This is a genomic window from Microbacterium sp. USHLN272, assembly GCF_037149655.1.
In the GTDB taxonomy this organism is placed as follows: Bacteria; Actinomycetota; Actinomycetes; order Actinomycetales; family Microbacteriaceae; genus Microbacterium; species Microbacterium galbinum.
This window is the reverse complement of record NZ_JBBCRA010000001.1, coordinates 923,705-950,080: the sequence shown is the minus strand read 5'-3', so window position 1 is coordinate 950,080 and position 26,376 is coordinate 923,705. Positions and strand designations below refer to the sequence as shown.

Sequence of the window (26,376 nt, the reverse complement as noted above, 5' to 3'; positions counted from 1 at the left end):
CACATGCAAGATCTGATCACCGTCGAGACCTCGACGCCGCCCACGATCATCGTCGAGAACGCCTCGAAGTTCTTCCTCCGCCGCAATTCGCACTCCTTCAAAGAGGCGTTCATCGGCTGGATCCAGCGAAAGAAGGTCGGCACCGACCACTTCCTCGCGCTCGACGACATCAGCTTCCAGGTGGGCGAGGGCGAGTCCGTCGCGATCCTGGGCATGAACGGTTCGGGCAAGTCCACCACGCTCAAGCTGGTGTCCGGCGTTCTCGAGCCGGACTCGGGGCGGGTCCTCACCCGTGGTCGCGTCGCGGGACTCATCGAGGTCGGCGCAGGATTCCATCCGGACCTCTCCGGACGCGAGAACGTGTACCTGAACGCGGCGATCCTCGGGATGTCGCGCAAGGAGACCGACGAGAAGTTCGACGACATCGTCGCGTTCTCGGAGATCGGCGACTTCATCGATCAGGAGGTCAAGCACTATTCCTCCGGCATGTTCATGCGCCTGGCGTTCTCGGTGGCCATCCACGTGAAGCTCGACACGCTCCTCGTCGACGAGGTGCTGAGCGTCGGTGATGCGCCGTTCCGCGCTAAGTGCGCGCTGAAGATCAAGGAGCTCACCGGCCGGGGCGTGACGATGCTCGTCGTCAGCCACGACAGCAACATGGTGAAGCAGCTGTGTTCTCGCGGGATCGTGATCGCCAAGGGCAAGAAGGTCTTCGACGGACCGATCGACGAGGCCGTGGACTTCCTGAAGGCCTGAGCCGCGGGTCAGCGGCGACGCACGCGACGCAGGGCGCGGCGCCAGAACGACGAGGCGACGATCTCCGCACGGATGCCGTTCTCGACGTCCACGAAGCGCTGGTCGATGAACTTGGTCAGATACAGCACGAGTCCCGTGCCGTTCTCCTCGACCCAGCTCCGGAGGGCCTCGTCGCGGATGCTCGCGTCGTACTTCGCGTGGTCGCTGCGGGCGCCGGCGACGCTGTTCGCCGCGTTGCCGGTCGCGCCTCGACGCTGATGCCAGTATGCCAACGGCTGGTCACCGAGGTACTCCAGAGGACCGCGGGAGAGCACCTTGAGGTTGAAGTCCCAGTCCCCGACGACGGGAAGCTTCTCGTCGTACAGGCCGAGCTCCGCGTGCAGGGAGCGTCGGTAGAGGAAACCGATCGGGACGAAGCGGTTGAAGAGGAGGGTGTCGGTGAGCAGGGGCGCGGTGAGCTGCGCCTGGAACTCTTCACGCTCGTCCACGACGAAGTGCCCGTTCTCCTCGCGCTCCCAGACGATCTCGATGCGGGAGACGACGCCCTGACGGTCGGGACGGGCATCCAGGTACTCGACCGCCCGTGCCAGGAAGTCTCGGTGCCAGGAGTCGTCGTCGTCGTGCAGGACGAGGAACTCGCCTGCGGCCGCGAGGACTCCGGCGTTCGCCGAGACCCAACGTCCACGGGACTCGTCGTGGTCGATGACGCGGATGCGGTCGCGATCGGCCGCACGCGGCAGCCCGGCGACGAGAGCGGCGACCTTCTCGGGGTTCCCGCCGTCGTTGACGACGATCGCCTCCCAGCCTTCGAAGGACTGCCCGGTGATGCTCGAGAGGGCGCGCGCGAGGAAGTCCGGTCGATCCTTGGTCCGGACGACGATGCTGACGCGCGGGGCGCTCATGGCCGGCCCATGCCGTGATAGGTCCATCCGGCCGCACGCCAGGCCTCGGGGTCGAGGCAATTGCGCGCATCGACGATGATCCTGGCGGAGGTCGCGGACGACACCGTCTCGGGGTCGAGATCCCGGAACTCGCGCCACTCCGTCGCCACGACGACGACCTCCGCGTCTGCGATCGCAGCGAGCGCGGAATCGGCATAGGCGAGGTCGGGTGCCACTCGGCGCGCGGTCTCATTGGCGGCGGGGTCGAACGCGCGCACCTCGATGCCTGCCGCATGCAGACGACGGGCGACGTCGAGCGCCGGCGAATCGCGCGTGTCGTCGGAGTCGGGCTTGAACGCGAGCCCGAGAACCGCGACTCGCCGACCGTCCGCCGTGCCATCGAGCGCGCCGAGAACGAGATCCGCCACTCGCTGACGACGGCGCAGGTTGATGGCGTCGACCTCGTGGAGGAAACGGACCGACTCACCGACGCCGAGCTCCTCGGCGCGCGCGGCGAAGGCGCGGATGTCCTTGGGCAGGCATCCGCCGCCGAATCCGATACCGGCGTTCAGGAATCGGCGGCCGATGCGGGCGTCGAAGCCGATCGCATCGGCGAGCTGGGTGACATCCGCACCCGTGACCTCGGCGATCTCGGCCATCGCGTTGATGAAGGAGATCTTGGTGGCCAGGAAGGCGTTCGCCGAGACCTTGACGAGCTCTGCCGTGGCGTAGTCGGTGACGACGCGGGGGGTGCCTGCATCGATCGCCGGCCGATAGATCTCGTCGAGTACGGCGACGTCAGCGGACGAGAGGTCGTCGCTCTCGATGCCGTAGACGAGGCGGTCGGGTTCGAGAGTGTCCTGGATGGCGAAGCCCTCGCGGAGGAACTCCGGATTCCAGACCAACCGTGCGCCGGTCGGGCGGATCGCGTCCGCGAGCCGCCGGGCGGTACCCACCGGGACGGTGGACTTACCGACCACGAGGTCGCCGGGGGAGAGCACTGCCGTCAGCGACGCGATCGCGCTGTCGACGTAGCGCAGATCCGCCCCGTCGCCGTCTGCGCGCTGCGGGGTCCCGACAGCGACGAAATGCACCGTCGCGTCGGACGCGGCGGCGAAGTCCGTCGAGAACGTCAGCGTTCCCCGGTCACGCGCTTTCGTGAGGAGATCGTCGAGACCGGGTTCGAAGAACGGAGCCTTCCCCGATGCGAGCATCGCGATCCGGTTCTCGTCGACGTCGATCCCGACCACCTCGTGGCCGAGGGAGGCCATCGCGGTCGCGTGAACGGCCCCGAGGTATCCGCAACCGATGACGCTGAGCTTCATTCCCTCAACCCTTCAGGCCTGCGACGTACGCACGCAGGGACTCTTCTGCCGGAGCGGGCGTGAAGCCCGATGCGATGATCTTGGTCAGGTCCAGACGGCTGTTCCGCGGACGCGGTGCCACCGGACCCGTCGCCGAGGCGAAGTAGTCCTCCGTGCTGACGGCCGTGACGCGCTCGGGGTCGTGGCCGCCGAGACGGAAGACCTCGCGTGCGATCTCGGCCCAGGACCGGGCATCGCCCGATCCGGTCACGTTGTAGACGCCGTAGGCGGCATCCGATGCGTAGAGGTGCGCGATCGCGTCCGCGATGTCCGCGGTGAAGGTGAGGCGCCCGAACTGGTCGCCCACGACCCGCGGGTCGATTCCACGCTCGGCGAGCGAGTGCATCGTCCGGACGAAGTTGCCTCCCTCGCCGATGACCCAGGAGGTGCGAACGACGTAGTGCCGCGACGCTGTGGACGCGGCGAGGTCGCCGGCCGCCTTGCTCTGGCCGTAGACGCCGAGCGGGCGCAACGCGGCGTTCTCGTCGTAGGCGCCGTCGAGCGTTCCGTCGAAGACGTAGTCGCTCGACACATGCACCAGGGTGATGCCGTGATCGTCGGCGACACGGGCGAGCGCGGCGACCGCGGTCGCGTTCGCCGCCCACGCCTGCTCTCGGCCCTCCGGAGTCTCCGCAAGGTCGACTGCGGTGTACGCGGCGGCGTTGACGATCAGACCGTAGTCGCGCCAGCGCCGAGCGGACGAAAGGTCCGAAGCGGTCACATCGATGTCGTCGCGTGTGGCGTACTCGATGTGGGCGGCGTCTCCGAAACGAGCGCGCAACGCGAGTCCGAGCTGCCCGGAGGTCCCGAGGACGAGGATGCGCTTCGGCGGGATCGGGGTGACGTCGGCGAGCCGGGGGTGCGCCTTGTCCTTCTCCGAGATCTCGACATCGACGAGCGGGATGGGCCACGCCACCGCGGCCGTCTCGTCCGCGAGGTTCAGGAAGGAGTACGAGGCATCGGGGGACCAGTGGTCGTTGACCAGGTACGTGTACGCCGTGTCGGCCTCGAGCGTCTGGTACGAGTTGCCCACGCCTCGGGGCACGTAGATCGCCCGAGACGGGTCGATCTCCGTGGTGAACACGGTGCCGAAGGTCGGTCCTTCGCGCAGGTCGACCCACGCGCCGAAGATGCGCCCGGTCGCCACCGAGACCCACTTGTCCCACGGCTCCGCGTGAATGCCGCGAGTGGTACCGACGGCGTCGTTGAACGAGATGTTGTTCTGCACCGGGCCGAAGTCCTCGAGCCCGAGCGCCAGCATCTTCTCGCGCTGCCAGTTCTCCTTGAACCATCCACGCGAGTCCCCGTGGACGGGCAGTTCGAACACGACGAGGCCCGGGATGGGCGTCTCGATCCGTTCGAGCTGCTTCCCGAACGCGGTGCTCACTGGCCCTTGCCCGCGTAGAACGCCTCGACGGCGTCCTTGGACGGCGCCCACCAGGCTTCGTTGTCGCGGTACCACTGGATCGTCGAGGCGAGTCCGGCCTCGAAGTCCGAGAACTGCGGTGCCCAGCCGAGCTCGTCGCGCAGCTTGCTCGAGTCGATCGCGTAGCGGAGGTCGTGGCCTGCGCGGTCGGTGACGTGGTCGTACGCGTCCGCGGGCTGGCCCATCTCGGTGAGGATCAGCTCGACGACGGACTTGTTGTCCTTCTCGCCGTCGGCGCCGATGAGGTACGTCTCGCCGATCGCGCCCTTCTCGAGGATCGTCAGCACGGCCGAGGAGTGGTCGTCGGCGTGGATCCAGTCGCGAACGTTCTGCCCGGCACCGTAGAGCTTCGGGCGGATGCCGCGGATCACGTTCGTGATCTGACGCGGGATGAACTTCTCGACGTGCTGGTACGGACCGTAGTTGTTCGAGCAGTTCGAGATCGTCGCCTGGACGCCGAACGACCGCACCCACGCGCGCACGAGCAGATCGCTGCCCGCCTTGGTGGAGGAGTACGGCGACGAGGGGTTGTAGGGAGTCGACTCGGTGAACCGCTCGGGATCATCGAGCTCGAGGTCCCCGTAGACCTCATCGGTCGAGATGTGGTGCAGGCGAACGTCGTGACGTCGTGCCGCCTCGAGCAGCGTGTACGTGCCGATGATGTTGGTGTCGAGGAACGGCCGGGGGTCGTTCAGCGAATTGTCGTTGTGCGACTCCGCGGCGTAGTGCACCACGGCATCCGTCTCGGCGAACAGGCCGTCGACCAGGCCGGCATCCGTGATGTCGCCGTGGACGAACGTGAGCCGATCCTCGGGGAGTCCCTCGAGCGAGCGTCGGTTCCCGGCGTAGGTGAGGGCGTCGAGCACCGTCACGTGGTGCTCGGTGTTCTCGATCACGTGGTGGACGAAGTTGGAGCCGATGAAACCGGCTCCTCCGGTGACGAGCAGACGGGTCATGCGTGGCCTCTCTTGAGGATGTCGAGCAGATAGGCGCCGTAGCCGGACTTGACGAGTTTCTCCGCGCGTTCGCGCAGCTCGTCGTCGGTGAGGAAGCCCTGGCGCCAGGCGACCTCCTCCGGCATCCCGATCTTCATGCCCGTACGACGCTCCATCGTGCGCACGTACTCGGCGGCGTCGGTCATCTGGTCGAACGTTCCCGTGTCGAGCCAGGCGGTGCCGCGCGGGAGGACCTCGACCTGGAGCTTGCCGCGCTCGAGGTACTCGCGGTTGATATCGGTGATCTCGTACTCGCCGCGGGCGCTGGGCGCCAGATTGCGAGCGATCTCGATCACGTCGTTGTCGTAGAAGTAGAGGCCGGGAACGGCGTAGTTGCTCTTGGGGGAGGCGGGCTTCTCCTCGAGCGAGACCGCGCGTCCTTCGGCGTCGAACTCGACGACACCGTAGGCCTCGGGCTCGGCGACCCAGTAGGCGAAGACCGCTCCGCCGTCGATGTTCTCGAACCGCTGCAGGCGGCTGCCGAGGCCCGGGCCGTAGAGCAGGTTGTCGCCCAGCACGAGGGCGACCGAGTCGTCGCCGATGAAGTCCGCGCCGATCGTGAATGCTTGCGCGAGTCCGTCCGGAGAGGGCTGCTGAGCGAACGTCAGGTTCACGCCGAACTGCGACCCGTCGCCGAGGAGGCGCTCGAAGTGCGCAGCGTCGTGCGGCGTCGTGATCACGAGGATGTCCTTGATCCCCGCCAGCATCAGCGTCGAGAGCGGGTAGTAGACCATCGGCTTGTCGTAGACCGGGATCAGCTGCTTGGAGACGCCCAGCGTGATCGGGTGCAGACGCGTGCCGGACCCGCCGGCGAGAATAATGCCTTTCACGCCTCTATGTTGTCATACCGAGCCTGGATCGCCCGTGTCAGGGACGCCCCGGGGTGCGCTCACCGAGATCGCAGCGCCGCCGGGATATCCTGGGTCGGTTGTCGGTGAGAGGGTCTGGAACACATGGAAATGCTCGAACTGCTCTGGCCTGCCGCCGTGCTTCTCGCGCTGTACGCCGTCTTGGGCGGAACGTTGGCGTGGCTGATCGGACTGCGCGGGCTCTGGGCCGTGGCCGCCGCACCGGCGTTCGCCATGACCGTGGTGGGGGGTGCGAGTCTGCTCGCCGGCTTCGCCGGGATCGGCTGGTCGATCGTGCCGTGCCTCGCCCTGGCTGCGGTGATCGGCGTGGGGATCCATCTCGTGCGCCGCCGCGGACGGCGTGGCGTGACATCGTCGCCGTCGACGTCGCGGTGGTGGACCATCGGCGCCGCTGTGGCCGCCGCCGTGGTCATCGGACTGCAGATCTTCGCGGTGATCGGTCAGCCGTCGGCGATCTCGCAGACGTTTGACAACGTGTTCCACCTCAACGCCATTCGCTACATCATGGACACCGGCGCCGCTTCGCCCCTCGAACTCGGGCAGATGACGAGCCCGAACGGCGGAGTTCCGTTCTATCCGTCGGCCTGGCACGCGACCGCCGCCATCGTGGCGCAGCTGAGCGGCGTCGGGATCCCCGCCGTCGTCAACGCGCAGACCCTCGTGATCGCCGCGGTCATCTGGCCGCTGAGCGCCATGCTCCTGGCTCGGACGCTCATGGGGAAGACGGCGACCGTCACCGTCGCCGCTGCGATCGTGAGCTGCGCCATCCCGATGTTCCCGATCCTGCCGATGGACTACGGCGTCCTCTACCCGTTCCAGCTCGCTCTCGCGATCGTCCCCTTCGCGGTGGCGGCGACGGCATCCGCCTTCGGAATCGGTACATCGGCGAAGGACCTCGCGCCGGGCTGGTGGGGCTTCGTCGCGCTCGGCGCGATCCCCGGAGCTGCTCTCGCGCACCCGGGCGGGTTCGTCGCCTGGCTCGCGTTCTCCGTCCCGATCGTTCTCGTCTTCGTGGTGCGCCTGTGGCGCGCACATCGGTCCGGGAGGGTGCGCGCGGCACTCGCCGCCGGCGTCCTCGCTTACTTCGGTGTCGGTGTGCTCCTGCTCATGGTGCTGCGCCCGCCGCTGCCGACCCGCGGGTGGCCGACGGAGCGCACGCCGGGGCAAGCGGCACTCGAAGTCGCGCAGGTGTCGATGTTCTACGGAACGATCGCAATCGGTGTCGCGATCGCCGTGCTCCTCGGCCTCTTCTGGGTTCTGAAGGAGCGCAGTGAGGCGCTGGTCGTGGGCGCAGCTCTCTGGGCGATCGGTGCACTCCTCTTCATCGTCGTCATCTCACTGCCGATCGGTCCCATCCGGGATGCGCTGACGGGGAGCTGGTACAACAACTGGCCGCGTCTGGCCGCAGTGTTCGGGATCGCGCTGGTCCCGCTCGCGACCCTGGGGATCGCGCGCACGGTCGAGGCGATCGGGCGGCTCTGGTCGCGGTCCCAGCCCGACGGACGTCTCCTGCGCGTGATCGCCGGCGTCGTCGCCGCCGCGCTCGGCTTCGTGGTCCTGCCGCTTCCCGCCATCCCGGCCGCGATCGCGCAGGCGCAGATCCGCTTCGTGCTGGACGAGGGATCCTCCCTCATCAGCTCGGATGAGATGGCCCTGCTCGAACGCCTCCCCGAGCACGTTCCCGCAGGCTCCGTGATCGCAGGGAATCCCTATACGGGCACCGCACTCGCATACGCGATCGGGGGGCGCCAGGTACTCATGCCGCACATCCTGGTCGACGTCTCCGACGATGCGGCGACCATCAACGACCACCTCGCCGACGCCGAATCGATGCCGGCCGTCTGCGACGCGGCAGAAGCGCTCGACGTGCGGTTCGTCCTCGACTTCGGGGATCGGGAGGTGCACGGTGGATCGCATCCGCTCGCAGGCCTCGAGGATCTCGAGGAATCGGGAGCGGTGCGCCTGGTCGACAGCCAGGGCGATGCCAGACTGTACGAAGTGACCGCCTGCGGTCTCGGCTGAACACGGAGAGACTTCCCCCATGAGCGACACCACGCGCATCGATCGCGTCCTGGTCCTCGTCCCCGCGTGGAACGAGGAGCGGAGCGTCGGCGACACCGTGCGCGAGATCCGTGCAGCCTCCTCGCGGTACGACGTCGTCGTCATCGACGACGGGTCGACCGATGACACGGCCGAGGTGGCCCGGGCAGCCGGCGCGGCCGTGCTGTCCCTGCCCTTCAACCTCGGGGTGGGCGGTGCGATGCGCACCGGGTTCACCTATGCGGCGCGCGAAGGCTACGGAGCCGCGATCCAGGTGGATGCCGATGGGCAGCATGACCCCGTCGACATCGATCGGGTGCTCGCCGGTCTGGAGCACGCCGACATCTCGATCGGCGCGCGCTTCTCCGACGTCGGCGACTACTCGGTGCGCGGCCCCCGGCGCTGGGCGATGCTCTTCCTCGCCTCGGTGGTGTCGCGGATCGCCAAGACGCGGTTGACCGATGTGACGAGCGGTTTCCGCGCGGCGAACACCCGCGCGATCGCCCAATACGTGCACTATTACCCGGCCGAGTATCTCGGTGACACCCTCGACTCACTCGTCGCCGCGCTGCACGCCGGGCTGACGGTCACGCAGGTCGGCGTCGCGATGAGGCCGCGCGCGCACGGCAATCCCAGCCAGGGGCCGCTCGGTTCCACCGTCTACCTGCTGAGGTCGGTGTTCGCGCTGCTGCTGGCCGCAATGCGACGTACGGGCTCGCGGCGGCAGGAGGAACGCGCATGATCGTCTTCGTCGGGATCGCTCTCGCCGTCCTGATCCTCGTGATCGTCGTGTGGATGCTCCTCACGCGCAAACTGCGCGAGAAGTACGCCGTCCTCTGGCTCGTGATCGCCGTCTCGGTGCTCATCGTCGGGTTGTTCCCCGGCCTGCTGGGCGGGCTCACGGCGTTGCTCGGTGTTCAGGTTCCCTCGAACCTGCTCTTCGCGACCGCGATCCTCCTGCTCCTCGGCGTCGCCCTGCACCTCTCGTGGGAACTCAGCCAAGTCGAGGAGGAGACCCGGCGACTCGCGGAGGAAGCCGCCATCCTCCGCACCCAGCTGGAGAGCGTCGAGGGGCGGCTCTCGAAGCTCGAGAAGCCGCAGTCGGGTTCGTCCGGCGACCGCCTGTAGGTGTGCGCAGGGCCTCAGCGCCGAGGCGCGGTGACCGCCCGAGCGACGGCGCGTCGGCCACCGCTGAGTGCTCCGCCGATCCAGCTCGCCCGGTACTCCCAGGTGAAGCGCTCGGGGACGATCTCCCGCGCACGTCCCGCACGGAGCAGCGACAGCGCGGTGCGCAGCCTGCGGGAACGACCGAAGGCCAGTTCCTGACGGGAGTCGGTCGCGTCGTCGGTGCGACGCGCGGCGAGGGTGTCGACCATCAGTTGGCGCCAGCCCACATAGGCCCAGAACGTCATCCGGAAGATCGACCGGGGGCTCCGTGAACCTTCGAAGCGCTGGGACTGCGCGAGCACGTTGGTGATGGAACTGCGGATGCTTCCGCTGCCCAGCCTGCTCGGGTCGCCGAACACGTTCGCATCGTGCTGGACGTAGTCCTGGACGACGTCGTCGATGATGCGGGTGCCCCGGTGCGCCGACGCGACGACGGCGAGCCAGTGATCGTGCGCGGCCGCCCGAGTCGAAGCTCGGGGGAACGGCAGCGCGGTCGGAAGTACCTCGGGGTGGAACACGCAGAGCGAGCCGGTGAACTCGTTGGAGAGGATCGTGAAGATCGCGCCGTGGTCGTGACGCGTCGTACGGCCCGTCTCCACTTCGGAGGGGTACGAGACGAGCCGGGCCTGGGCCGAGACGAGAGAGACCTCGTCGAGGTGCGGGAGGAGCTTCTCGATCTTGTCCGCGTCCCAGCGGTCGTCCTGGTCGCAGAGGGCGATCCACTCGCTCCGCTCGTCGACGGCGAGGAGGCCGCGTTCGAAGTTCAGGTAGAAACCGAGCCGTGTGCCGTCGCCGACGATGCGGAATCGGGCGTCTCCCTCGGTGATCTCCGCGACCAGCGCGGCGATCGGCTCGGGATCGCCGTCGACCGAGATCACGCACTCCCACTCGCGGACCGTCTGCTCCTGCAAGGAGGTCAGCTGCCGGCGGAAGAGCTCCGGGTCGGGGGAGTAGGCGGCGAGCACGATCGTGCCGAAGGGATGTGTCGACACAGGCGGCCTTCCGGGTCTGCGGGGATTGAACAGCGAATGAAGCTAGTCTAAATGCGCCATGCTCGTGATTCCCTTCTCCGTCCGTCGTCCGGTGCGTCTCGGATGAGTGCTTCCCCCGTGTGGGCGGTGTTCTCGACGTTCCGTCCCGGTGACGCCGCTCTGGACGCCGTCTCCTCCGTCGCCGAACAGGTCGAGGGAGTGATCGTCGTCGACGACGGCTCGGGGCCCATCGCCGAGGCGGTACTCGACAGGCTCGAGAGCGCGGGGGCGATCGTCGTCCGCAGGCCCGACAACGACGGGATCGCGGCGGCGCTCAATGACGGGATCGCACGCGCGCTCGACGCCGGTGCCGCCTTCGTGATCACCTTCGACCAGGATTCCCGGGTGGCGGAGGGGTTCGTCCGGAACCTCGTCTCCGCCCATGACGTCGCGACCCGTGCCGGTATCCACGTCGGCCTCGTCGTGCCGGAGTACTTCGCCGGCGTGCGTCAGCAGACGGGGCCCGAGGCGACCTTCGGTGACGCCGCGAACGTCATCCAGTCGGGGATGCTCATCCCCGCGGCCGTGATCGCCGAGGTGGGACCCCTGCGGGAGGACTTCTTCATCGACCTCGTCGACATGGAGTTCGGGCTGCGGGTCCGCGCCCGTGGTTGGCGGGTACTCGCCGCGGGAGGGGTGCGGATGGAGCACACGCTCGGCACCCGGTACCGGCGCGAGTTGCTCGGCCGCACGGTCGCGCTCCCGGGGATCCCCGCGGAATTCAGCCTGAGCACGCCATTCCGTTACTTCTACCGCGTGCGGAACCGCCTGATCCTCAACCGCGAGTACTTCCTCTCCGCACCGGGGCAGATCATCCGGGAAACGCTGCTCGACGGCATCCACTTCGCGAACGCCTGGTGGGTCGCGAAGCCGCGCCGCGCGCTCGCGCGTGTGTACCGGGCCGCTCTCGTCGCCGCCGTGCGCGGTCGGATGGGGCGGATGCCGGACGCGCTGATGCCGATCGCGGCCGAGATCCGGTGGGACGCCCCCGTGGTCGCGGAGGGGGACAAGTGAGCGGGCCCATCCGGACTGCGGTCGGCCGTCTCAGCGGGTTCACGATCTCCGTCGGCGTCGTGACGCTGATCGGGATCGTCTCGATCCCGCTCCTGACCGCTTCACTCGGGGACACGACCTGGGGGAAACTCGCACTCGTCCAGACCGTCTCGCAGTTCGGCGGCATCCTCGTCGCTTTCGGGTGGGGAGCGACGGGGGCGGCGACCGTCGCCGGCATCCCCATCGGGCAACGCCAGGCCTTCTATCGCACGTCGCTGCGCGCCCGCGCGTTGCTCTACGTGCTCGTGCTGCCGGTCATCGCCGTGATCCTGGCTCTCCTCACGCGTGGAGACGTGCTGATCTCGGTGCTCGGCGCCGCGGTCTACCTGCTTCCGCAGCTCGGTGCGATCTGGTACTTCACGGGCGAGGGGAAGCCGATGCGCCTGTTGCTCTGCGACACGCTCCCGACCGTCGCGGGAGGCATCGCGGGCGTGATCGGCGCCGTCGTCACGGGGGAGCTCTGGGTCTACCTCGTCGCGCAGGGCCTCGGCTTCATCGGTGCTGTCGTGCTCGACGCCGTCGTCGTGCTGCGTGGGTCGTCCGGAGCCGCGCACACTCCGGTTCCCCTGCGCACCGCGTTGAGCGGGCAACGGCATGCCGTGTCGGCGACGCTCGTCAGCGGTCTGTACGTCACCCTGCCGATGGTGGCCGTGCAGGCGTTCCTCCCCGGGCTCCAGCCGATGTACGCCTTCGCCGACCGCCTCTTCAAGTACGCGTCGGTCGCCCTGCTCCCCATCCAGCAGTACTTCCAGAGCTGGGTGCCCGACCCCGAAGCCGACTTCCGTCGCCGTGCCCGGATCGCGACCGTCGCCGCCATGCTCATCGGCGTCGTCGGCGGCACGTGCATCGCGGTGCTGAGCCCCTGGGTCTCCACGCTTCTCTCGGTGGGGAAGATCAGCGTGCCGTGGCAGGTGTCGCTGCCCCTCGGCGTCGCCTTCGTGGGGATCGCCACGGCCGCCATCGTCGGCTATGCGTGCCTGGTCGTCGTCGGACGCGTGCGCGCGCTCGCCGTGTCGACGCTCATCGGCGCGATCGTCGGAGCGCCCCTGATCCTCCTCTTCGCCGCAGCCGGATCCGTGCCGCTCGTGGCCTGGGCCGTGGCGGTGTCCGAGCTCTGCGTCGGCGGCTATCAGGTTCTCGTCCTGCGGCGGGAGCTGCGCAAGCCGGTCACGGAGGTGGCGTCATGAGCGCGATGCGGGTGAGCGTGTGCATGGCGACGTACAACGGCGAGCGGTTCCTCGGCCCGCAGATCGAGTCGATCCTGCGGGAACTCGAACCCCAGGACGAGCTCGTCGTCGTCGACGACGCCTCGAAGGACGGAACCGTCGCCGCGCTGGAGGCTTTCGACGATCCGCGCATCCGCGTGCACGCACGCCAGGAGAACCGCGGGTACGTCAAGACGTTCGAAGAGGCTCTGGGACGGGCGACCGGAGACATCCTGATGCTCTCCGATCAGGACGACGTCTGGGTGCCGGGGCGTCGCGCGCTGTTCGTGGCGGCGCTCGAGGACTCCGCCGTCGCGGCATCCAACCTGGTGCTGCTCGGTTCGGACGAACCGCTGCCGAACCCAGTCACCCGTCGCCCGTGGCGGCTGCACGCCGCGTGGTCCCGGCAGGGCACCCGTAACGCGCTGCGGATCTTCGCGGGCATGGCGCCGTACTACGGATGCGCGATGGCGATCCGCCGCGACGTCGTGGATCGGATCCTTCCGTTTCCGGACTACCTCGACGAGAGCCACGACCTCTGGATCGCGCTCTTCGGCAACGCCCACCGCACCATGGCGCACATCGAGACGGCGACGATCCGGCGACGCATCCACGACGCGAACGCCTCTCCGTCCCGTCCGCGCGGCATCGGAGCGGTGCTCCGCGCACGCGTGATGCTGCTGCGCGCCTGGGGGAGCGCCCGCCGCCGCTGATCAGCGGAGGATGTGCCGCCAGAGGGCGCGGCGTCCGGCGGCATCGCCACGACGGAGCACCGTCGGCACCGTCGTGAGGGCGTGGAGCCGCGCGAACAGACGGGCCCGGGCGGCTCGGGCCGTCGATGGCCACCCCCGTGCATCCGCTCGACGCGCGGTCTCGAGGAAGAATCGACGGTCGTCGGTGAAGCGGGAGCCGTCGAGGATCGCCTTCTGCGAGGCGCTCTCGGTGTGCCGGCGATAGGCGAACACCTCGTCGTCGATCACGATGAGCGATCCGCCCGCGAACGCGATGTCGAGCAGGATCGCGAGGTCGAGCACGATGGGTAGGTCGTCGCGGAACTCGTGGGCCCGGATCGCCTCGGTGCGGAAGAGCAGCGAAGGCCAGTACAGCCAGTTCCCCCGCGTGAGGCTGGTGGCGAGCCGCTCGTTCGACAGCACGGCGTCGCCCGTTCGCGTGTCGGGGCGGAGCATTCGCTGCTTCACGCGATCGACGAGAGGCAGCGACGGTGCGCCGTTCTCGTCGATGACCCGCACGCCCGGCTGGAAGACGGCGGCATCCGGATGCCGCCGCACGGCGTCGCGCAGGGCGGCGACGTAACCCGGCAGGAGCAGATCGTCGCTGCCCAGCACCACGAGGTGATCAGCCGTCACGAGCCTCACGCTGGCGCGGAAGTTCTCGATGATCCCGACGTTCACGTCGTTGCGCACGTACCGGACGCGCGGGTCGTCCATCTGCGCGAAGTACTCGGCCACGGAGGGATCGGGATACGCGTCGTCGATCACCGTCAGCCGCCACTCGGGATCGGTCTGCCCGAGCACGGATTCGACCGTCTGCCGCAGGAGCAGAGGGTCGCCCCAGAAGGGCAGCATGATATCGATGGTCATCGTGCCTCCAGCATACGAAGTGCCCCGCCGTCGCCGGCTCAGCCGCGCGTGAGGAGGTCCAGACGCGCGCGCATCACGCGGTCGAGACCTTCTGGGAGGTTCGTGCCGATGAGGCCGTCGAGGTCGGGCCAGACCTCCGACCTCACGCGCAGATCCAGGGCCTGTCCGACCGCGGCGCCCTGCCCGACGAGGGAGAATCCGGAGCGACGTCTGAGCCTCCGCAGCTCGCCGATGATCGCCCCGACCGACACCGCACGGCCGGTGCCGATGATCTTGGTCACGGTCTCACCGGCACCCAGCACGCGCGCTCGGGCTGCGGAAGCGCTGATCACGTCTGCGGCGTCGTCTTCGTAGATGTAGTCGCGCAGCGTATCGAGCGAGACGTAGATCGTCGCCGGCTGCAGGGTGATCGCGCTGTTGACCAGGGTCGAGATCAGCCCCTGGCCCTTCGAGAGGTCCTGGCCCGGACCATAGAGATTGGTGAGGCGTCCGATCACCGTGCGCCACCCGTGCGTCTCGCCGTATGCGCGCGCGAGCCGCTCCATGTCGAGCTTGGCTTCACCATAAGCGGATGCCGGCGCTGTCGGGCTGCTCTCGGTGAAGGGGCCTGCGGTCGCGCCGCCATAGGCGCCGCCCACCGACGAGCTGAGGAACAGCACCACCACGGCATCCGACGCCGCGCAGGCTCGCCCGAGTGCGGTGAGGAAGGATTCGAAGACCTCGACCTCCTGCTGCAGGCGCTCGCGCGGGGTCGACGTCACGCCCTTGCCGGCGCACCAGTAGATCTCGTGCACGCCCGAGGGGGCGAGGAAGTCGGTCACGGCGGAGGACAGCGTCTGTTTCGCGCGTTCCGCGTCCGTCCAATCGACGGGCACGGAGAACGGGGTGTCGGACCGGGCGCGCGCGACCGCCTCGCCGAGGAGCCCGCGCCCGATGATCCACCTACGCGCCGCGCTCGCCACCCGGGTCCTTCGACACAGGCTCGCGGTGCCCCAACGGACCGGAGAGCGGATCCCGCACGATGAGATACGTCGGGCGGCCGAGGGCGGAGCTGACGGCGACGCCCAGGTACTCGGCCACGATTCCGAGCGCCATCAGGATGGCCCCGATCCCGACCGCGGTGAGGACCATCTGCGATGTCCAGCCCGCCGGGATGTCGACCGCGAACGCCCGCATGATCACCAGATAGAGCGCGAAGAGGATCCCACCGATGAAGAACAGTGCACCGACTCCGGTGACGAAACGGAGGCCCCGCGTGCCGGACGTCAGCACCATTCGCCAGAAGTGCGCGAAGAGACGCCGATACGAGTACCCGGAGTCCCGATCGCCCTCCTCGCGGAGCAGCACGGGCGAGGTCACCGTGCGCGCCGACACCCAGCTGAGAGCCACATCGAGATAGACCCCCGTGCCGGCATAGGCGGCGACACTGCGCGCGATCTCGCCGAGGATCAGCCGGTAGCTGTTGAACTGCGAGGCGCGACCGCCGCCCAGGAACGACTCGAGCAGCTTCTTCGAGCTCTTCGAGGCCGTGTTCCGCACGAAGCCGTGGGGTGGACGATTGGTGGGCGCGGCGTACACCAGATCCGCCTGCTCGCGCAGCGCCGTGTCGATCATGCTGCCGATGAAGACGGGATCGTGCTGGCCGTCTTCGTCGAGCGTCACGACCCAGTCGCCGCCCGAGCTCGCGATCCCGGCGAGGGTCGCCGCGTGCTGACCGTAGTTGCGGCTGAGCCAGACCGGGCGGATCCAAGGTTTGGATGCCGCGAGCCGACGGATGACCGCCCCGGAGTCGTCGGGGCCGCGGTCGTAGCTGAGGATGACCTCGCTGACGATCGCGCGATGACCTGCCGGTGTCGTGAACTCGTGCGTCCAGGGTTCGATGCTCTCGACCAGAGCGTCGAGTGTGCGCTCGCCCTGGTAGACGGGGGTGACGACGCTGATGCGATGGACGTAGGGATCGCTCATCGGTTCCTCCATCTGAGAACGGTGTAGGAGAGTCGTCGCAGCCGGGCCATCACGCTCGCGCGGATGTTGCCGATCCGCAGATCCCAGGCCGAGACGACGGACGGATGCTCCGCGCGGAACCAGTGGTGGAACCGGCGGGCCTGGTCGGCCTGCGATGCGATCAGCACGGCGCTCCACTGGGAGTCGGAGAGACGGAATGTCGCTCCGGTCTCGGTGTCGGGAACGAACGTTCCGTCGAGCAGGACTCGCGAGTAGGTCGCCTGATCGATCAGGTACGGGAAAGTGGCGTCCCACCCACCAGCCCGCTCGAGCGCATCGCGCCGCATCGTCACGGATGCCGGCTCGCCGAACAGATTCGACCCCGCCCGCACCGCCTTCGCTGCGGCGCGTGCACCATCCATCGGTGCGTCGAGGCCGCGGAGGCCCCAATCCGGCATCAACACCGTGCCCTCGGCATCCGTCACGTCGCGCCGGCAAGCGGTGAGCACGGCTCCGCTCGTTCGGAGCAACTCCACCTGCCGGGCGAGGATGCCCGGCCGCAGCACGTCGTCACCGCAGACGAGCTTGATGTAGTCCCCCTGGGCTTCCGCCGTCACCCGATTCCAGTTGCGCTCGGCCCCGCCGCCGCTCGCGGTGGTGAGGATCGTGACGCGCGGGTCGTCGCGGTATCGGTCGAGCACCGCGTCGGAGCCGTCGGTGGACGAGTGGTCTGCGACGATCAGCTCGAAGTCGATGCCCTCTTGATCGAGCACCGAGTCGATGGTCTCCGCGAGGGTGCCGGCGTTGTTGTAGGCGGGGATCACCACGCTGAGGGTGGGCGTCGTCACGCGGTGGGCTCCTTGCGTCGGAACGAGAAGAGGCTGTGCCCGAAATAGCTCACCATCGTCGTGACGAAGACGATGAGCGCCTGGGCGACGATCGGTTCGAGATGTGCGAACTCCACGAGGAGCGGCAGGAGCACGGCATTGATGCCGAGCGAGGTCAGGTACACCAGCTCGAACCGCATCAGATCGGTCCAGACGTGACCGCGGACCCGGAAGACGAGCCGGCGGTAGAGGACGAAGGCGCACAGGACGCTGGCGACGTGGGCGAACAGTAGCGTCACCATGTAGCCCCAGAGCTGGCCCACGGTGATGTCGAAGAGGGCGAACCACCCGAATCCCACGACGGTGTTGATGCCGCCGACGAAGAGGAAGGCGATGCGACGATCCCGGAACAGACGCAGGAGGGGGCCGTCAGGCCCGCGCATCCCGGCGACCGAGCGATCCTCGTCGGTGGTCGGCTCTCCCTCAGCGGTGCCGGAGGCTGTGACGCTCGATTCGCTGTCGTCTCGACCAGTACTCATCGGCTCGCCCACCTGACCTGCGCTTTCGCTCACCACCGCCGTGCCGGTGCCCATCGAGACTACCGCATGGCACCCCGTCGACCCTGAGCGGGCGGCGGTGCCGTCGCAGGTAGCATGGGAACGCCAACGGCCGCCCTCGACGGGTCCGGCCGCGACGGGTCCTTCGACAGGGATCCAGACAGGAAAGAAGCATCCATGGACCTCCTCATCGTCGGCTCCGGTCTCTTCGGACTCACCATCGCCGAGCGCGCTGCCGCGGCCGGACGCAAGGTGACCATCCTCGAACGACGCCACCACATCGGCGGCAACGCGTACAGCGAGGCCGAGGCCACCACCGGCATCGAGGTCCACCGCTACGGGGCGCACCTCTTCCACACGTCGAACGCGACGGTGTGGGAGTACGTCAATCGCTTCACCACCTTCACGAACTACGTCCACCGGGTGTACTCCGCTCACAAGGGCGTGGTCTACCCGCTGCCGATCAACCTCGGCACGATCAACCAGTTCTTCCAGGCTGCGTACAGCCCCGCCGAGGCCAGGGCTCTCATCCAGGAGCAGGCGGGCGAGTTCGACCCGGCGTCGGCGACCAACCTCGAGGAGCGGGGCATCGGCCTCATCGGACGCCCGTTGTTCGAGGCCTTCATCCGCGACTACACCGCCAAGCAGTGGCAGACCGAGGCCAAGGACCTCCCGGCCTCGATCATCAGCCGCCTCCCGGTGCGGTACACGTACGACAACCGATACTTCAACGACACCTGGGAAGGGCTGCCGACCGACGGGTACACCGCCTGGCTCGAGCGCATGGCCGATCACCCCAACATCGACGTGCGTCTCTCGACCGATTTCTTCGACGAGGCGCAGCCCCTCAACAAGGCGGCGGTCGTCGGGCAGGTACCCATCGTCTACACCGGTCCCGTCGATCGCTACTTCGACTACACCGAGGGCGAGCTGAGCTGGCGGACCATCGACCTCGAGGAAGAGGTCCTCGACATCGGCGACTTCCAGGGCACCAGCGTCATGAACTACCCGGACGCCGACGTGCCCTTCACCCGTATCCACGAGTTCCGCCATTTCCACCCCGAGCGCGCGGATCGGTACCCGAAGGACCGCACGGTCATCATGCGCGAGTTCTCGCGGTTCGCGGGTCGCGACGACGAGCCCTACTACCCGGTGAACACCGCGACCGACCGTGAGCGCCTCCTCGCCTACCGCGAGCTGATGGCGGGGGAGAAGGACGTGCACTTCGGCGGACGCCTCGGCACCTACCAGTACCTCGACATGCACATGGCCATCGGCTCGGCGCTGTCGATGTGGAACAACACGCTCGCCTGATCGGCGACCGGACGATGTTCCTCACACCGGGATGAGCGAGACCTCGATCGGCGCGCCGGGTTCGGCGCGACGCTACCTGCACTCCCTCTGGCTCCTGTCGGCCCGCGATCTCCGCGTGCGCTACGCCACGAGCTGGCTGGGATATCTGTGGTCGGTGCTCGACCCGCTTCTGATGAGCCTGATCTACTGGTTCGTCTTCACCCAGGTCTTCTCGCGCACGGTCGGCGAGCAGCCCTACATCGTCTTCCTGATCTCGGCGCTCCTGCCCTGGGTATGGTTCAACTCGGCCGTCACCGACTTCACCCGCGCCTTCAGCCGCGACTCCAAGCTCGTGCGCTCCACCGCGATCCCGCGATCCATCTGGGTCAACCGGATCGTGCTGAGCAAGGGCATCGAATTCCTCTGCTCGCTGCCCGTGCTCGCGGCCTTCGCGATCTTCGCGGGTGCGACGGTCTCGTGGCAGCTGCTGTGGTTCCCCGTCGCGGTACTCCTGCAGGCGGTGCTGCTGGTGGGCCTCGGGCTCCTGGTGGCTCCGCTGTGCGCGCTGTACGCCGACCTCGAGCGCACCACCCGCCTGATCCTGCGCGTGCTGTTCTACGCCTCACCGATCATCTACGCCGGCTCCGACCTCCCGGGTGCTTTCGGCGAGTTCGCGGCGGCCAACCCGCTGTTCGGCATCTTCAGCCTCTACCGGGTCGCGTTCTTCCCCGATCAGTGGAACCCCACCGAGATCCTGGGCGCGGTGCTCGTCAGCGCCCTCGTGCTGGTCCTCGGCATCCTCGTCTTCCGGCGCCTCGAGCCCGCTGTCCTGAAGGAGCTGTGATGAGCGCGATCGAGGTCGTCGATCTGGGTGTCCGCTTCCGTCGCAATCGGCGGGGGCGCCGAAGTTTCAAGGATCTCTTCGGAGGCAAGGGCCGCGGCAAGCGTCCCGGTGAGTTCTGGGCGCTCCGGAACGTCTCGTTCACGGTGCAGCCCGGCGAATCCATCGGCGTCGTCGGCCGTAACGGTCAGGGCAAGTCGACCCTGCTGAAGCTCGTCGCCGGGGTGCTTCTGCCCGACGAGGGGCGTGTTGACGTGCACCAGGGCGTCGCCCCATTGATCGAGCTCACCGGCGGGTTCGTCGGCGATCTCACGGTGCGCGAGAACGTGCGTCTCACCGCGGGATTGCACGGGATGAGCCGCGCGGAGATCTCCCGCCGGTTCGACGGAATCATCGCGTTCGCAGAGCTGCAGGACTTCCTCGACACCCCGTACAAGCATCTGTCGAACGGAATGAAGGTGCGTCTCGCCTTCTCGGTCGTCTCGCAGCTCGAGGAGCCGATCCTTCTCGTCGACGAGGTGCTCGCGGTGGGGGACAAGGCCTTCCGTGAGAAGTGCTATCGCCGCATCGACGAGCTGCTCGCCGATGGTCGCACGCTCTTCTTCGTGAGCCACAACGAGCGGGATCTGCGTCGGTTCTGCGAGCGCGGTCTCTATCTCGACAAGGGTGCGCTCGTGCTCGACGGGCCGATCGGCGACGTGCTCGACCGCTACAACGCCGACAGCACCCCGGCCTGATCGGGCACCCGACCCGAGTGCCGACTCACTCCGACGGCGTCTCCGGCGTGCGGTACAGGATGAGCTGAGGCCCGCCGTTCGCTCCACCGGCGACTTTCGCGAGGAAGTCGATGCTCTGCCAGATGCGCACGGGCTCCCACGGTGAGGCGGGGGCGATTCCCACGCTGTTCCACTGCGTGTCGACGGGGAGCCGCTGGATCGCCGAGTACACGGCCTGTTCCTCGGGCATGTTGTCGGCGCGCAGATAGCGGTTGACCATCGACGACGACGTCAGGATGTACGGCAACGAATCGATCCCCTCGCGAGGGGTGACGGCACCGTCGACGACCATGAGCTCCGCGGCGAGATTTCGGGGACCGTCACTTCGGAACGGTGTGTAGCCGTCGTAGAACGTGTCGTCGGCGTCGATTCCACGCTCGGCAAGGTCTGCTGCTGAGGTCTGCCGGGTATCCGGTGCGAGTGCCACGGCGAGTTGGGCGAAGGAAGCCAGGAGGAGCGAAGTCGCAGATACCGCCGCCAGGGCGCCCACGATGATCCGCGGCACGCGGCCGCGCGTGGATGTCCAGCGCCAGACGGCATCGAGCCCGACGGCTGCGAGCAGAAGCGGGGTGATGAACATCGGCAGGCCCCAGCGGTCCCAGTGCAGGGTGAGCACGGAGATGGCCACCCAGAAGATCAGGCCGGTCAGGAGGGGAGTCATGTCCCATCGCCGCCCGATGACGGCGGCGATGAGCCCTGCCGCCGCGAAGAGCACGATGATGATGCCGCCGTTGTTGAGGAACGAGGACGCGTAGAAGAGCGCGTTCCCCGACCAGTCCAACCCATCGGCGCCGAGGTGTCCCGTCGAGTTCTGCTGGAAGAGCTGGGCGCGGACCTCGGAAAAATTGGTGAACAGCGTCGGCGACAGCGCGAACGTGAAGCCGAGGACCATGACGATCGCCGCGGCCCCGCGCACCGGGATCCGCCAGTAGTGGCGGGACCGGATCGATGCGACGATCACCGCGAGTGCGATGGTGGAGGTGGCGGCGACGGCCGGGTACTTGGCCGTGATGCCGAGCGCGACCCCGGCGGACGCCAGCACGAGCCACGGCCAGCTCTCGCGCTGGATGTAGCGCACGGCGCCGAGGATCGTCAGCAGCACCGTGAACACGAGGGGGACATCGGGCGTCGCATAGCGCGAGTGCTCGACGAGAGGGGGGAAGAACGCGATCGCGAAGGCAGACCACAGGCCGGCCGCGCGGGTGTACGAGCTGCCGATGAAGTAGGCGACGACGATGGATGCCGTACCGAGCGTCGCCGTCGTCGCCCGGGCAAGGGCGTAGAAGGGGGCCTGATCGACCGCGAAGAGCGTCTCGGGGGATCCGCCGCCGAAGAGGTGCGACCACGCCTGGTAGACGATGTAGCTCAGCTGCGTCTCAAGGTGATCGGGGCGGAAGAAGAACGGCGGCGCGAAGGAGTTCCGCTGGGCCATGTCGATGGCGCCCTCGACGACCACCCACTCGTCGGCGTGGAGCTGGAGAGGGAGCCCCCAGCCGATACCACCGAAGCGGACGACCGCCCCGACCGCCACGATGGCGAGCAGCGCCCACCCGATGATGTCCGGGCGGCGCAGACGGCGGCGCGTCGCGGGCGCGTCGATCGCGCTCACCGTCGACCCTGCGCGGCGAGGTCGGCGATCGCGTGGTCGAGCAGGATGCGTGCGCGCGCTGCGAAGGAGTGCTCCTCGCGGACGCGCCGGCTGATCTCGGCGAGAGCATCTGCGTCAGGGAAGCGCTCGTCGAGGTCGCTCTCGAGGAACGGCACGATCTCGGAGACCGTGTCGTAGGTCTGCACGGCGCCGTCGAAGATCCGATCGATACCGGGAACATCGTCGCTGAAGGCGCGGCCGCCGGCCGCGACGACGTCGAACAGACGATTCGAGATGAATCCCTCGCGTTGCATGTCGGCCCAATGGTCGTTGAGTACGACCGAGGCCGAGGAGTAGAGCTGCCCCAGCTCGGCGTTGTCCACACGCTCACCTGTGATCGCATCTTCGGGAACGAACCGCTCCCAGTCTCCGCCGTAGAGATCGAGGGGAAGCCCGGCGCGGATCGACTCCATCACCGTCGGTCGGGGAATCCCCCGGCTGTTGCCGACGAAGAGCGGTCCGCCGACCTTCACTCCGGCGGGGGAGTCGCCCGGGTGGAATCGATCGGGGTCGGTGCACTGCAGCAGCGGCTCGACGGGGAATCCCCAGCGTTCGGACTGCTGAGCGGACCAGCTGAGCGACGCAGCGAACACGCGGTCGAAGGACTGCGCCTCCGGCCTCGTCACCATGTCGGGATGACTGATCACCCAGAGGTACGACAGAGCGCCCGGGGACGGGACGTAGACGTCGAGACCTCGCAGATGGATGACGACGTCGTCGAGGTAGTCCGTCTCCCGTCGTTGCGCTTCGCGCGCATCGACGACCGTCTCCTGTCCCAGGGACTCGAGGGCCGCAGCGAGGGAGCGGCCGAAGTGCGTGTCACCCCAGGTGTCGCCCTTGGGGCCGGCGGGTGAAGCCGTCTTGATCGCCCACCGCAGGCGCGGAACGGTGCGGCCGTCGATCTCGACATCGCGGCGATCCCGGGTGACGACGGGCGTCAGCGGCGTCGACGGTGTCACGTGCCTGCCGATCTCCTGGGGCTCGACCGGAGCGGGAACCTCCCGGCGCCAGTGCGCGACCCGCAGTCCGGCACGCGCGTACGTCTCGTCGCCGTCGGAGGAGGCGACCGGCAGACTCTTCGAGCGGAGAGCGTTCATCGTTCCGGCGGGGTCGGTCACCATGAACTCGCGCGGGCGATCGAGCTGTGTGAGCACGATATCGGTGCGCGCGGCCGAGCGGCGTCCTGTGAGGCCGGCGCTCAATCCGGCGAGCTCGTGCTCGTTGTAGAGCAGCGGATCGATCCCGCCGATGGAGTCGAGCAGCTCGCGACCGATGGCGAACGTGCGTCCGGAAAGAGCGTTCACAGCGACGCGATCGCCGAGGCGTCGGGCGTCTTCGGCGGGATGCCCACCGAGGATCGGCACAGGTGCTCCGTGCGCCCCGACGAGCATCGAGCCCACGCTCTCCACGGTGCCGTCCAGGCCGAGCGTGAGCGGGATCACGGCATCCGAGTCGTCTGCAGCGACCTCGTCGATCAGCTCGATGATGGCATCCCGGGTGAAGGTCGAGCGCGGATCGACCACAGCGAACACGGCGCTGCGGCTTCGAGCGAGCTCGAGGTTCACCACGTACGCGAACGGCTCGCCGTCCTGGTGCAGGGAAGCGGAGATACGATCCCGTCCGTACGCTGCGGCACTGATCTGACGCCAGTGATCGGGACGAATCCCGACGCCGACGAAGCGCACGTCGGTGTCGTCGGGTGCGTCCGACAGCGCGGCGAGCTTCTCATGGAGGATGGGGTCGTGCGGCTGGATGAGCGTCACGACAGTGGCGGCGCCGACGACGTCCGACGCCTCGACACGCGAGTGACGCAGTCGCACGGACGTGTTCCAACCGATGGCCTCGGTCGTCGAGATCCGGTCGTCGGCGTCATCCGCATTGTCGTAGTGGGCTCCGAGTGACGGGACGTGCGTGATGGGCGAATGCGCTGCGAGCTTGAGGATCAGATCGTAATCCACGGCGCGCCGGAGCTCGGGATCGAAGCCGCCCACCTCGACGATCGCGTCCTTGCGCGCGACCAGAGTGTTGAGGTCGATCGAGTTGCCGAGAATGAGGCTCTGCGGGGCCGGCGAACCGTACCGGTAGCGGACGGTTCGACCGTCGTCGAGCGCGATCGTGGCGTAGGCGCTAGTCAAGGAGTCCCGCGTCATGGTCGTCACCATGTCGCGGAGGAAGTGCGGTTTCCACGTGTTGTCGCTATCGAGGAAGGCGATGAACTCGCCTGTCGCCTCGGCGATTCCCGCGTTACGGGCGGCGCATACTCCGAGATGATCCTGCCGGAGGAGGCGGATGCGCGGATCGCGGGCGGAAAGCAACTCGGCGACGGCGACGGTGTCGTCCCAGGAGCCGTCGTCGACGATGAGCAATTCCCAGTTCTCCCAGGACTGCGCGAGGACGGATTCGATGGCGGTGCGCATGGCGCCCCCGCGATTCCACACCGGCATGATGATGCTCGCTCGAGCTCCTGCGGCCGGACCATCGAAATCGAGGGACTCGGCGTGTTCGAGTTCTGCCCGCGGGTAGCGGTTGCGCCGATCGCGCTGCAGCGCGGCCCATTCGACCGTCGCATCGAAAAGCACGGGGTAGATCTCCGACCAGCGCAGCGGCCGGGCGCCACCGGGCTCGATGACGACCTCGGTGGAGGCGTCCCGTCGCACACGCTCCCAGAGGTGACCGACGGGGCCCGCGGGGTGCTCGAGCGACTCCGGGTACTCGTCGGCGTAGCGCTTCACGCTCCACACTCCGGTGGTGTTCGCGTGCCATGCCTGGGAGTTGAAGTAGTCGTAAAGGGCGGGTCTGTCGGTGCGGATCATCGCGCGGCGGATGACATACGGATCGGTCAGCACGTTCAGCGTGTATCCCCAGCGGAATCCCTCGGAGGCATAGTGCGCCGCCGCGCCCTCAACGGTGATCGAAGGCACTCCGAGCTGTGCGGCGTAGAGCGCGGTGTCGATGATCCCCGTCCGCGCCAGACGCTCCGCGCGTCGCCGGGGGTCGGTCGACTCCAGCACGTCCTTGAGTACGGGCACTCGACGCGCGAGGCGCGAGATCTCACGAATCGACGACATGGGAGGCGCGTCCTCTCAGGTGGCGGGGCTGCGGGGGGCGATATCCGAACATGAGACGTTCCGCGGCGTTCAATCGCGCGAATCCGTAGTTCTCATACCGGCGCTGGCTGTAATAGGGCTGCGTAGCGATCAGGTACTCGCGTACGCCGTCCATCTGCACGGGGTACTTCTTCTCGAGCTCCTCGAGGAGAGTGCCGGCGCCCAACCAGTAGGGGTCATAGCGCAACGTGTCGAGCTTGATGAGAGGCAGACGACCGTCGTCGAGACTGGAATCGGCGAAGGCGCTCGACCAGTTGAGATTGTCCGCCTGCTCGGGGTCGCGCCACTGTCGGGCATCGAAGTAGCCGTCCTCGAGCGTGTCGAAACGGGCGGGGAAGCTCTTGCGTCGCTGCCGCAACCAGTGCACTCCACGGCGGGTGGCGCGAAGGCGCTCGTCTCGGGTCGGCGTGAAGTAGGCGTCGAAGCGGTACCCGGCGTCGGACATCGCGCGGCTGATCCCGACCTCTTGCAGCTGGATGGCGGTCTGGCGGTCGGGTGCGGGCTTCGAATCCGTCCAGAAACGGCGGAACGCCAAGGAATGCAGGGCCTCGCGAGTGAAGTGCAAGTAGTAACTCTGGATGTGCAGGGAGTGCCTGGCGCTCTGAGTGATCCCCCACAGCTCCACCGGCCGCGCGCTCATCGTCTGCATGATCTCGCCCAGCGGGCGGAAGAATCCGACATAGGAGTCGTTCGTGAGGAGGACCTCGTCGTAGGACTGCGCCCAGTCATATCGTTCGAGGCAGTCCCGCCACGAACCGAAGTCGTGGCCGTAGTTGGCTCGCCGGATCAGCGTGGCACGGGAGGAAATCGCGTCCGCGGCGGAGGGGGACAGGTCGACCGTCGTCGCGAGCACGACCTCGTCGAACTGCGTACCGAGTTCGTCGAGCTGACGGAGGACGTGCGGGGCCGCCTCGCCACGGGGGTCGTAATGTGCGACGAGCGCGAGCCGTTTCGTCATGCGTCCTCTCCGGTGGTCTTCCGCTCAGCCATGTCCG

At 68.0% G+C, this 26,376-nt stretch carries 24 protein-coding genes; 10 read left to right on the top strand and 14 right to left on the bottom strand.

Annotated features, from left to right (window positions below; genetic code table 11):
* Nucleotides 1–3: 3 nt before the first annotated feature.
* Nucleotides 4–756 (top strand): ABC transporter ATP-binding protein, encoded by a 753-nt coding sequence (locus WFJ97_RS04735; RefSeq protein ID WP_336640640.1) that lies wholly within the window; start codon nucleotides 4–6, stop codon nucleotides 754–756.
* 8 nt (nucleotides 757–764) lie between these two features.
* Here WFJ97_RS04735 and WFJ97_RS04730 read toward each other — a convergent pair whose 3' ends face one another.
* The 5 genes from WFJ97_RS04730 to rfbA are packed head-to-tail and all read right to left on the bottom strand — an operon-like array spanning nucleotide 765 to nucleotide 6,252.
* Nucleotides 765–1,658 (bottom strand): glycosyltransferase family 2 protein, encoded by an 894-nt coding sequence (locus tag WFJ97_RS04730; protein WP_336640639.1) that lies wholly within the window; start codon nucleotides 1,656–1,658, stop codon nucleotides 765–767.
* Complete coding sequence (locus tag WFJ97_RS04725; RefSeq protein WP_336640638.1) at nucleotides 1,655–2,962, bottom strand: UDP-glucose dehydrogenase family protein; 1,308 nt, start codon at nucleotides 2,960–2,962, stop codon at nucleotides 1,655–1,657. The genes WFJ97_RS04730 and WFJ97_RS04725 overlap by 4 nt, the downstream gene beginning before the upstream one ends.
* 4 nt (nucleotides 2,963–2,966) lie before the next feature.
* Nucleotides 2,967–4,388, bottom strand: coding sequence for a bifunctional dTDP-4-dehydrorhamnose 3,5-epimerase family protein/NAD(P)-dependent oxidoreductase (locus WFJ97_RS04720; RefSeq protein ID WP_336640637.1), 1,422 nt, complete (start codon nucleotides 4,386–4,388; stop codon nucleotides 2,967–2,969).
* On the bottom strand, nucleotides 4,385–5,383 hold the full coding sequence (gene rfbB / locus WFJ97_RS04715) for a dTDP-glucose 4,6-dehydratase (RefSeq protein WP_247632530.1): 999 nt from the start codon (nucleotides 5,381–5,383) through the stop codon (nucleotides 4,385–4,387). The genes WFJ97_RS04720 and rfbB overlap by 4 nt, the downstream gene beginning before the upstream one ends.
* Complete coding sequence (gene rfbA / locus WFJ97_RS04710) at nucleotides 5,380–6,252, bottom strand: glucose-1-phosphate thymidylyltransferase RfbA (RefSeq protein ID WP_247622902.1); 873 nt, start codon at nucleotides 6,250–6,252, stop codon at nucleotides 5,380–5,382. Before rfbA ends, rfbB begins: the two co-directional genes overlap by 4 nt.
* A 123-nt stretch (nucleotides 6,253–6,375) precedes the next feature.
* On the opposite strand from rfbA, the gene WFJ97_RS04705 reads away from it, so the two are divergent.
* Genes WFJ97_RS04705 through WFJ97_RS04695 form a run of 3 tightly spaced genes read left to right on the top strand, consistent with a single transcriptional unit; the run spans nucleotide 6,376 to nucleotide 9,459 of the window.
* On the top strand, nucleotides 6,376–8,313 hold the full coding sequence (locus tag WFJ97_RS04705; RefSeq protein ID WP_336640636.1) for a DUF6541 family protein: 1,938 nt from the start codon (nucleotides 6,376–6,378) through the stop codon (nucleotides 8,311–8,313).
* A 19-nt stretch (nucleotides 8,314–8,332) separates the two neighbouring features.
* Nucleotides 8,333–9,073, top strand: coding sequence for a glycosyltransferase family 2 protein (locus tag WFJ97_RS04700; protein ID WP_336640635.1), 741 nt, complete (start codon nucleotides 8,333–8,335; stop codon nucleotides 9,071–9,073).
* Nucleotides 9,070–9,459: a DUF2304 domain-containing protein gene (locus WFJ97_RS04695; RefSeq protein ID WP_336640634.1), complete on the top strand. Its 390-nt coding sequence runs from the start codon at nucleotides 9,070–9,072 to the stop codon at nucleotides 9,457–9,459. Before WFJ97_RS04700 ends, WFJ97_RS04695 begins: the two co-directional genes overlap by 4 nt.
* A 14-nt stretch (nucleotides 9,460–9,473) precedes the next feature.
* Here the strand turns inward: WFJ97_RS04695 and WFJ97_RS04690 are convergent, their stop codons facing one another.
* A complete protein-coding gene (locus tag WFJ97_RS04690; RefSeq protein ID WP_247622898.1) occupies nucleotides 9,474–10,490 on the bottom strand; it encodes a glycosyltransferase in 1,017 nt (338 codons plus the stop codon).
* Nucleotides 10,491–10,592: 102 nt separating this feature from the next.
* Between WFJ97_RS04690 and WFJ97_RS04685 the strand changes: the two genes are divergently transcribed.
* From WFJ97_RS04685 to WFJ97_RS04675, 3 genes are read left to right on the top strand one after another with little or no spacing between them, the layout of a single operon-like run.
* Nucleotides 10,593–11,543: a glycosyltransferase gene (locus tag WFJ97_RS04685; protein ID WP_336640633.1), complete on the top strand. Its 951-nt coding sequence runs from the start codon at nucleotides 10,593–10,595 to the stop codon at nucleotides 11,541–11,543.
* Nucleotides 11,540–12,769 carry a lipopolysaccharide biosynthesis protein gene (locus tag WFJ97_RS04680; RefSeq protein ID WP_336640632.1) on the top strand — a complete coding sequence of 410 codons (1,230 nt, stop codon included), beginning with the start codon at nucleotides 11,540–11,542 and terminating at the stop codon, nucleotides 12,767–12,769. The genes WFJ97_RS04685 and WFJ97_RS04680 overlap by 4 nt, the downstream gene beginning before the upstream one ends.
* A complete protein-coding gene (locus WFJ97_RS04675; RefSeq protein ID WP_336640631.1) occupies nucleotides 12,766–13,500 on the top strand; it encodes a glycosyltransferase in 735 nt (244 codons plus the stop codon). The genes WFJ97_RS04680 and WFJ97_RS04675 overlap by 4 nt, the downstream gene beginning before the upstream one ends.
* Here the strand turns inward: WFJ97_RS04675 and WFJ97_RS04670 are convergent, their stop codons facing one another.
* Genes WFJ97_RS04670 through WFJ97_RS04650 form a run of 5 tightly spaced genes read right to left on the bottom strand, consistent with a single transcriptional unit; the run spans nucleotide 13,501 to nucleotide 17,698 of the window.
* On the bottom strand, nucleotides 13,501–14,388 hold the full coding sequence (locus WFJ97_RS04670) for a glycosyltransferase family 2 protein (protein ID WP_336640630.1): 888 nt from the start codon (nucleotides 14,386–14,388) through the stop codon (nucleotides 13,501–13,503).
* Between the two features lie 38 nt (nucleotides 14,389–14,426).
* Nucleotides 14,427–15,350, bottom strand: coding sequence for an NAD-dependent epimerase/dehydratase family protein (locus tag WFJ97_RS04665; RefSeq protein ID WP_336640629.1), 924 nt, complete (start codon nucleotides 15,348–15,350; stop codon nucleotides 14,427–14,429).
* Nucleotides 15,331–16,353 (bottom strand): glycosyltransferase, encoded by a 1,023-nt coding sequence (locus WFJ97_RS04660; protein ID WP_336640628.1) that lies wholly within the window; start codon nucleotides 16,351–16,353, stop codon nucleotides 15,331–15,333. Before WFJ97_RS04660 ends, WFJ97_RS04665 begins: the two co-directional genes overlap by 20 nt.
* Complete coding sequence (locus tag WFJ97_RS04655) at nucleotides 16,350–17,180, bottom strand: glycosyltransferase family 2 protein (RefSeq protein ID WP_336640627.1); 831 nt, start codon at nucleotides 17,178–17,180, stop codon at nucleotides 16,350–16,352. The genes WFJ97_RS04660 and WFJ97_RS04655 overlap by 4 nt, the downstream gene beginning before the upstream one ends.
* Complete coding sequence (locus tag WFJ97_RS04650; RefSeq protein WP_336640626.1) at nucleotides 17,177–17,698, bottom strand: GtrA family protein; 522 nt, start codon at nucleotides 17,696–17,698, stop codon at nucleotides 17,177–17,179. The genes WFJ97_RS04655 and WFJ97_RS04650 overlap by 4 nt, the downstream gene beginning before the upstream one ends.
* Nucleotides 17,699–17,893: 195 nt before the next feature.
* Here WFJ97_RS04650 and glf point away from each other — a divergent pair, with 195 nt between their 5' ends.
* Genes glf through WFJ97_RS04635 form a run of 3 tightly spaced genes read left to right on the top strand, consistent with a single transcriptional unit; the run spans nucleotide 17,894 to nucleotide 20,587 of the window.
* The gene (gene glf, locus WFJ97_RS04645; RefSeq protein ID WP_247622889.1) at nucleotides 17,894–19,030 is read left to right on the top strand and encodes a UDP-galactopyranose mutase; all 1,137 of its coding nucleotides are present in this window, start codon (nucleotides 17,894–17,896) and stop codon (nucleotides 19,028–19,030) included.
* A gap of 31 nt (nucleotides 19,031–19,061) precedes the next feature.
* Nucleotides 19,062–19,853 (top strand): ABC transporter permease, encoded by a 792-nt coding sequence (locus WFJ97_RS04640; protein ID WP_336640625.1) that lies wholly within the window; start codon nucleotides 19,062–19,064, stop codon nucleotides 19,851–19,853.
* Nucleotides 19,853–20,587: an ABC transporter ATP-binding protein gene (locus tag WFJ97_RS04635; RefSeq protein WP_336640624.1), complete on the top strand. Its 735-nt coding sequence runs from the start codon at nucleotides 19,853–19,855 to the stop codon at nucleotides 20,585–20,587. Before WFJ97_RS04640 ends, WFJ97_RS04635 begins: the two co-directional genes overlap by 1 nt.
* A 25-nt stretch (nucleotides 20,588–20,612) precedes the next feature.
* On the opposite strand, the gene WFJ97_RS04630 is transcribed toward WFJ97_RS04635, so the two are convergent.
* The 3 genes from WFJ97_RS04630 to WFJ97_RS04620 are packed head-to-tail and all read right to left on the bottom strand — an operon-like array spanning nucleotide 20,613 to nucleotide 26,339.
* Nucleotides 20,613–22,235: an ArnT family glycosyltransferase gene (locus tag WFJ97_RS04630; RefSeq protein ID WP_336640623.1), complete on the bottom strand. Its 1,623-nt coding sequence runs from the start codon at nucleotides 22,233–22,235 to the stop codon at nucleotides 20,613–20,615.
* Nucleotides 22,232–25,342 (bottom strand): glycosyltransferase, encoded by a 3,111-nt coding sequence (locus WFJ97_RS04625; protein ID WP_336640622.1) that lies wholly within the window; start codon nucleotides 25,340–25,342, stop codon nucleotides 22,232–22,234. The genes WFJ97_RS04630 and WFJ97_RS04625 overlap by 4 nt, the downstream gene beginning before the upstream one ends.
* Nucleotides 25,326–26,339: a rhamnan synthesis F family protein gene (locus WFJ97_RS04620; protein WP_336640621.1), complete on the bottom strand. Its 1,014-nt coding sequence runs from the start codon at nucleotides 26,337–26,339 to the stop codon at nucleotides 25,326–25,328. The genes WFJ97_RS04625 and WFJ97_RS04620 overlap by 17 nt, the downstream gene beginning before the upstream one ends.
* Nucleotides 26,340–26,376 lie beyond the last annotated feature (37 nt).

What these genes read in the sequence shown, in the direction of transcription:
- WFJ97_RS04660 (WP_336640628.1), bottom strand. Translation starts at nt 16,353, where the DNA reads ATGAGCGATCCCTACGTCCATCGCATCAGCGTCGTCACCCCCGTCTAC.
- WFJ97_RS04640 (WP_336640625.1), top strand. Translation starts at nt 19,062, where the DNA reads ATGAGCGAGACCTCGATCGGCGCGCCGGGTTCGGCGCGACGCTACCTG.
- WFJ97_RS04625 (WP_336640622.1), bottom strand. Translation starts at nt 25,342, where the DNA reads ATGTCGTCGATTCGTGAGATCTCGCGCCTCGCGCGTCGAGTGCCCGTA.
- WFJ97_RS04670 (WP_336640630.1), bottom strand. Translation starts at nt 14,388, where the DNA reads ATGACCATCGATATCATGCTGCCCTTCTGGGGCGACCCTCTGCTCCTG.
- rfbB (WP_247632530.1), bottom strand. Translation starts at nt 5,383, where the DNA reads ATGACCCGTCTGCTCGTCACCGGAGGAGCCGGTTTCATCGGCTCCAAC.
- WFJ97_RS04705 (WP_336640636.1), top strand. Translation starts at nt 6,376, where the DNA reads ATGGAAATGCTCGAACTGCTCTGGCCTGCCGCCGTGCTTCTCGCGCTG.
- WFJ97_RS04620 (WP_336640621.1), bottom strand. Translation starts at nt 26,339, where the DNA reads ATGACGAAACGGCTCGCGCTCGTCGCACATTACGACCCCCGTGGCGAG.
- WFJ97_RS04635 (WP_336640624.1), top strand. Translation starts at nt 19,853, where the DNA reads ATGAGCGCGATCGAGGTCGTCGATCTGGGTGTCCGCTTCCGTCGCAAT.
- WFJ97_RS04650 (WP_336640626.1), bottom strand. Translation starts at nt 17,698, where the DNA reads ATGAGTACTGGTCGAGACGACAGCGAATCGAGCGTCACAGCCTCCGGC.
- WFJ97_RS04695 (WP_336640634.1), top strand. Translation starts at nt 9,070, where the DNA reads ATGATCGTCTTCGTCGGGATCGCTCTCGCCGTCCTGATCCTCGTGATC.
- WFJ97_RS04730 (WP_336640639.1), bottom strand. Translation starts at nt 1,658, where the DNA reads ATGAGCGCCCCGCGCGTCAGCATCGTCGTCCGGACCAAGGATCGACCG.
- WFJ97_RS04700 (WP_336640635.1), top strand. Translation starts at nt 8,333, where the DNA reads ATGAGCGACACCACGCGCATCGATCGCGTCCTGGTCCTCGTCCCCGCG.
- WFJ97_RS04685 (WP_336640633.1), top strand. Translation starts at nt 10,593, where the DNA reads ATGAGTGCTTCCCCCGTGTGGGCGGTGTTCTCGACGTTCCGTCCCGGT.
- glf (WP_247622889.1), top strand. Translation starts at nt 17,894, where the DNA reads ATGGACCTCCTCATCGTCGGCTCCGGTCTCTTCGGACTCACCATCGCC.
- WFJ97_RS04675 (WP_336640631.1), top strand. Translation starts at nt 12,766, where the DNA reads ATGAGCGCGATGCGGGTGAGCGTGTGCATGGCGACGTACAACGGCGAG.
- WFJ97_RS04735 (WP_336640640.1), top strand. Translation starts at nt 4, where the DNA reads ATGCAAGATCTGATCACCGTCGAGACCTCGACGCCGCCCACGATCATC.
- WFJ97_RS04725 (WP_336640638.1), bottom strand. Translation starts at nt 2,962, where the DNA reads ATGAAGCTCAGCGTCATCGGTTGCGGATACCTCGGGGCCGTTCACGCG.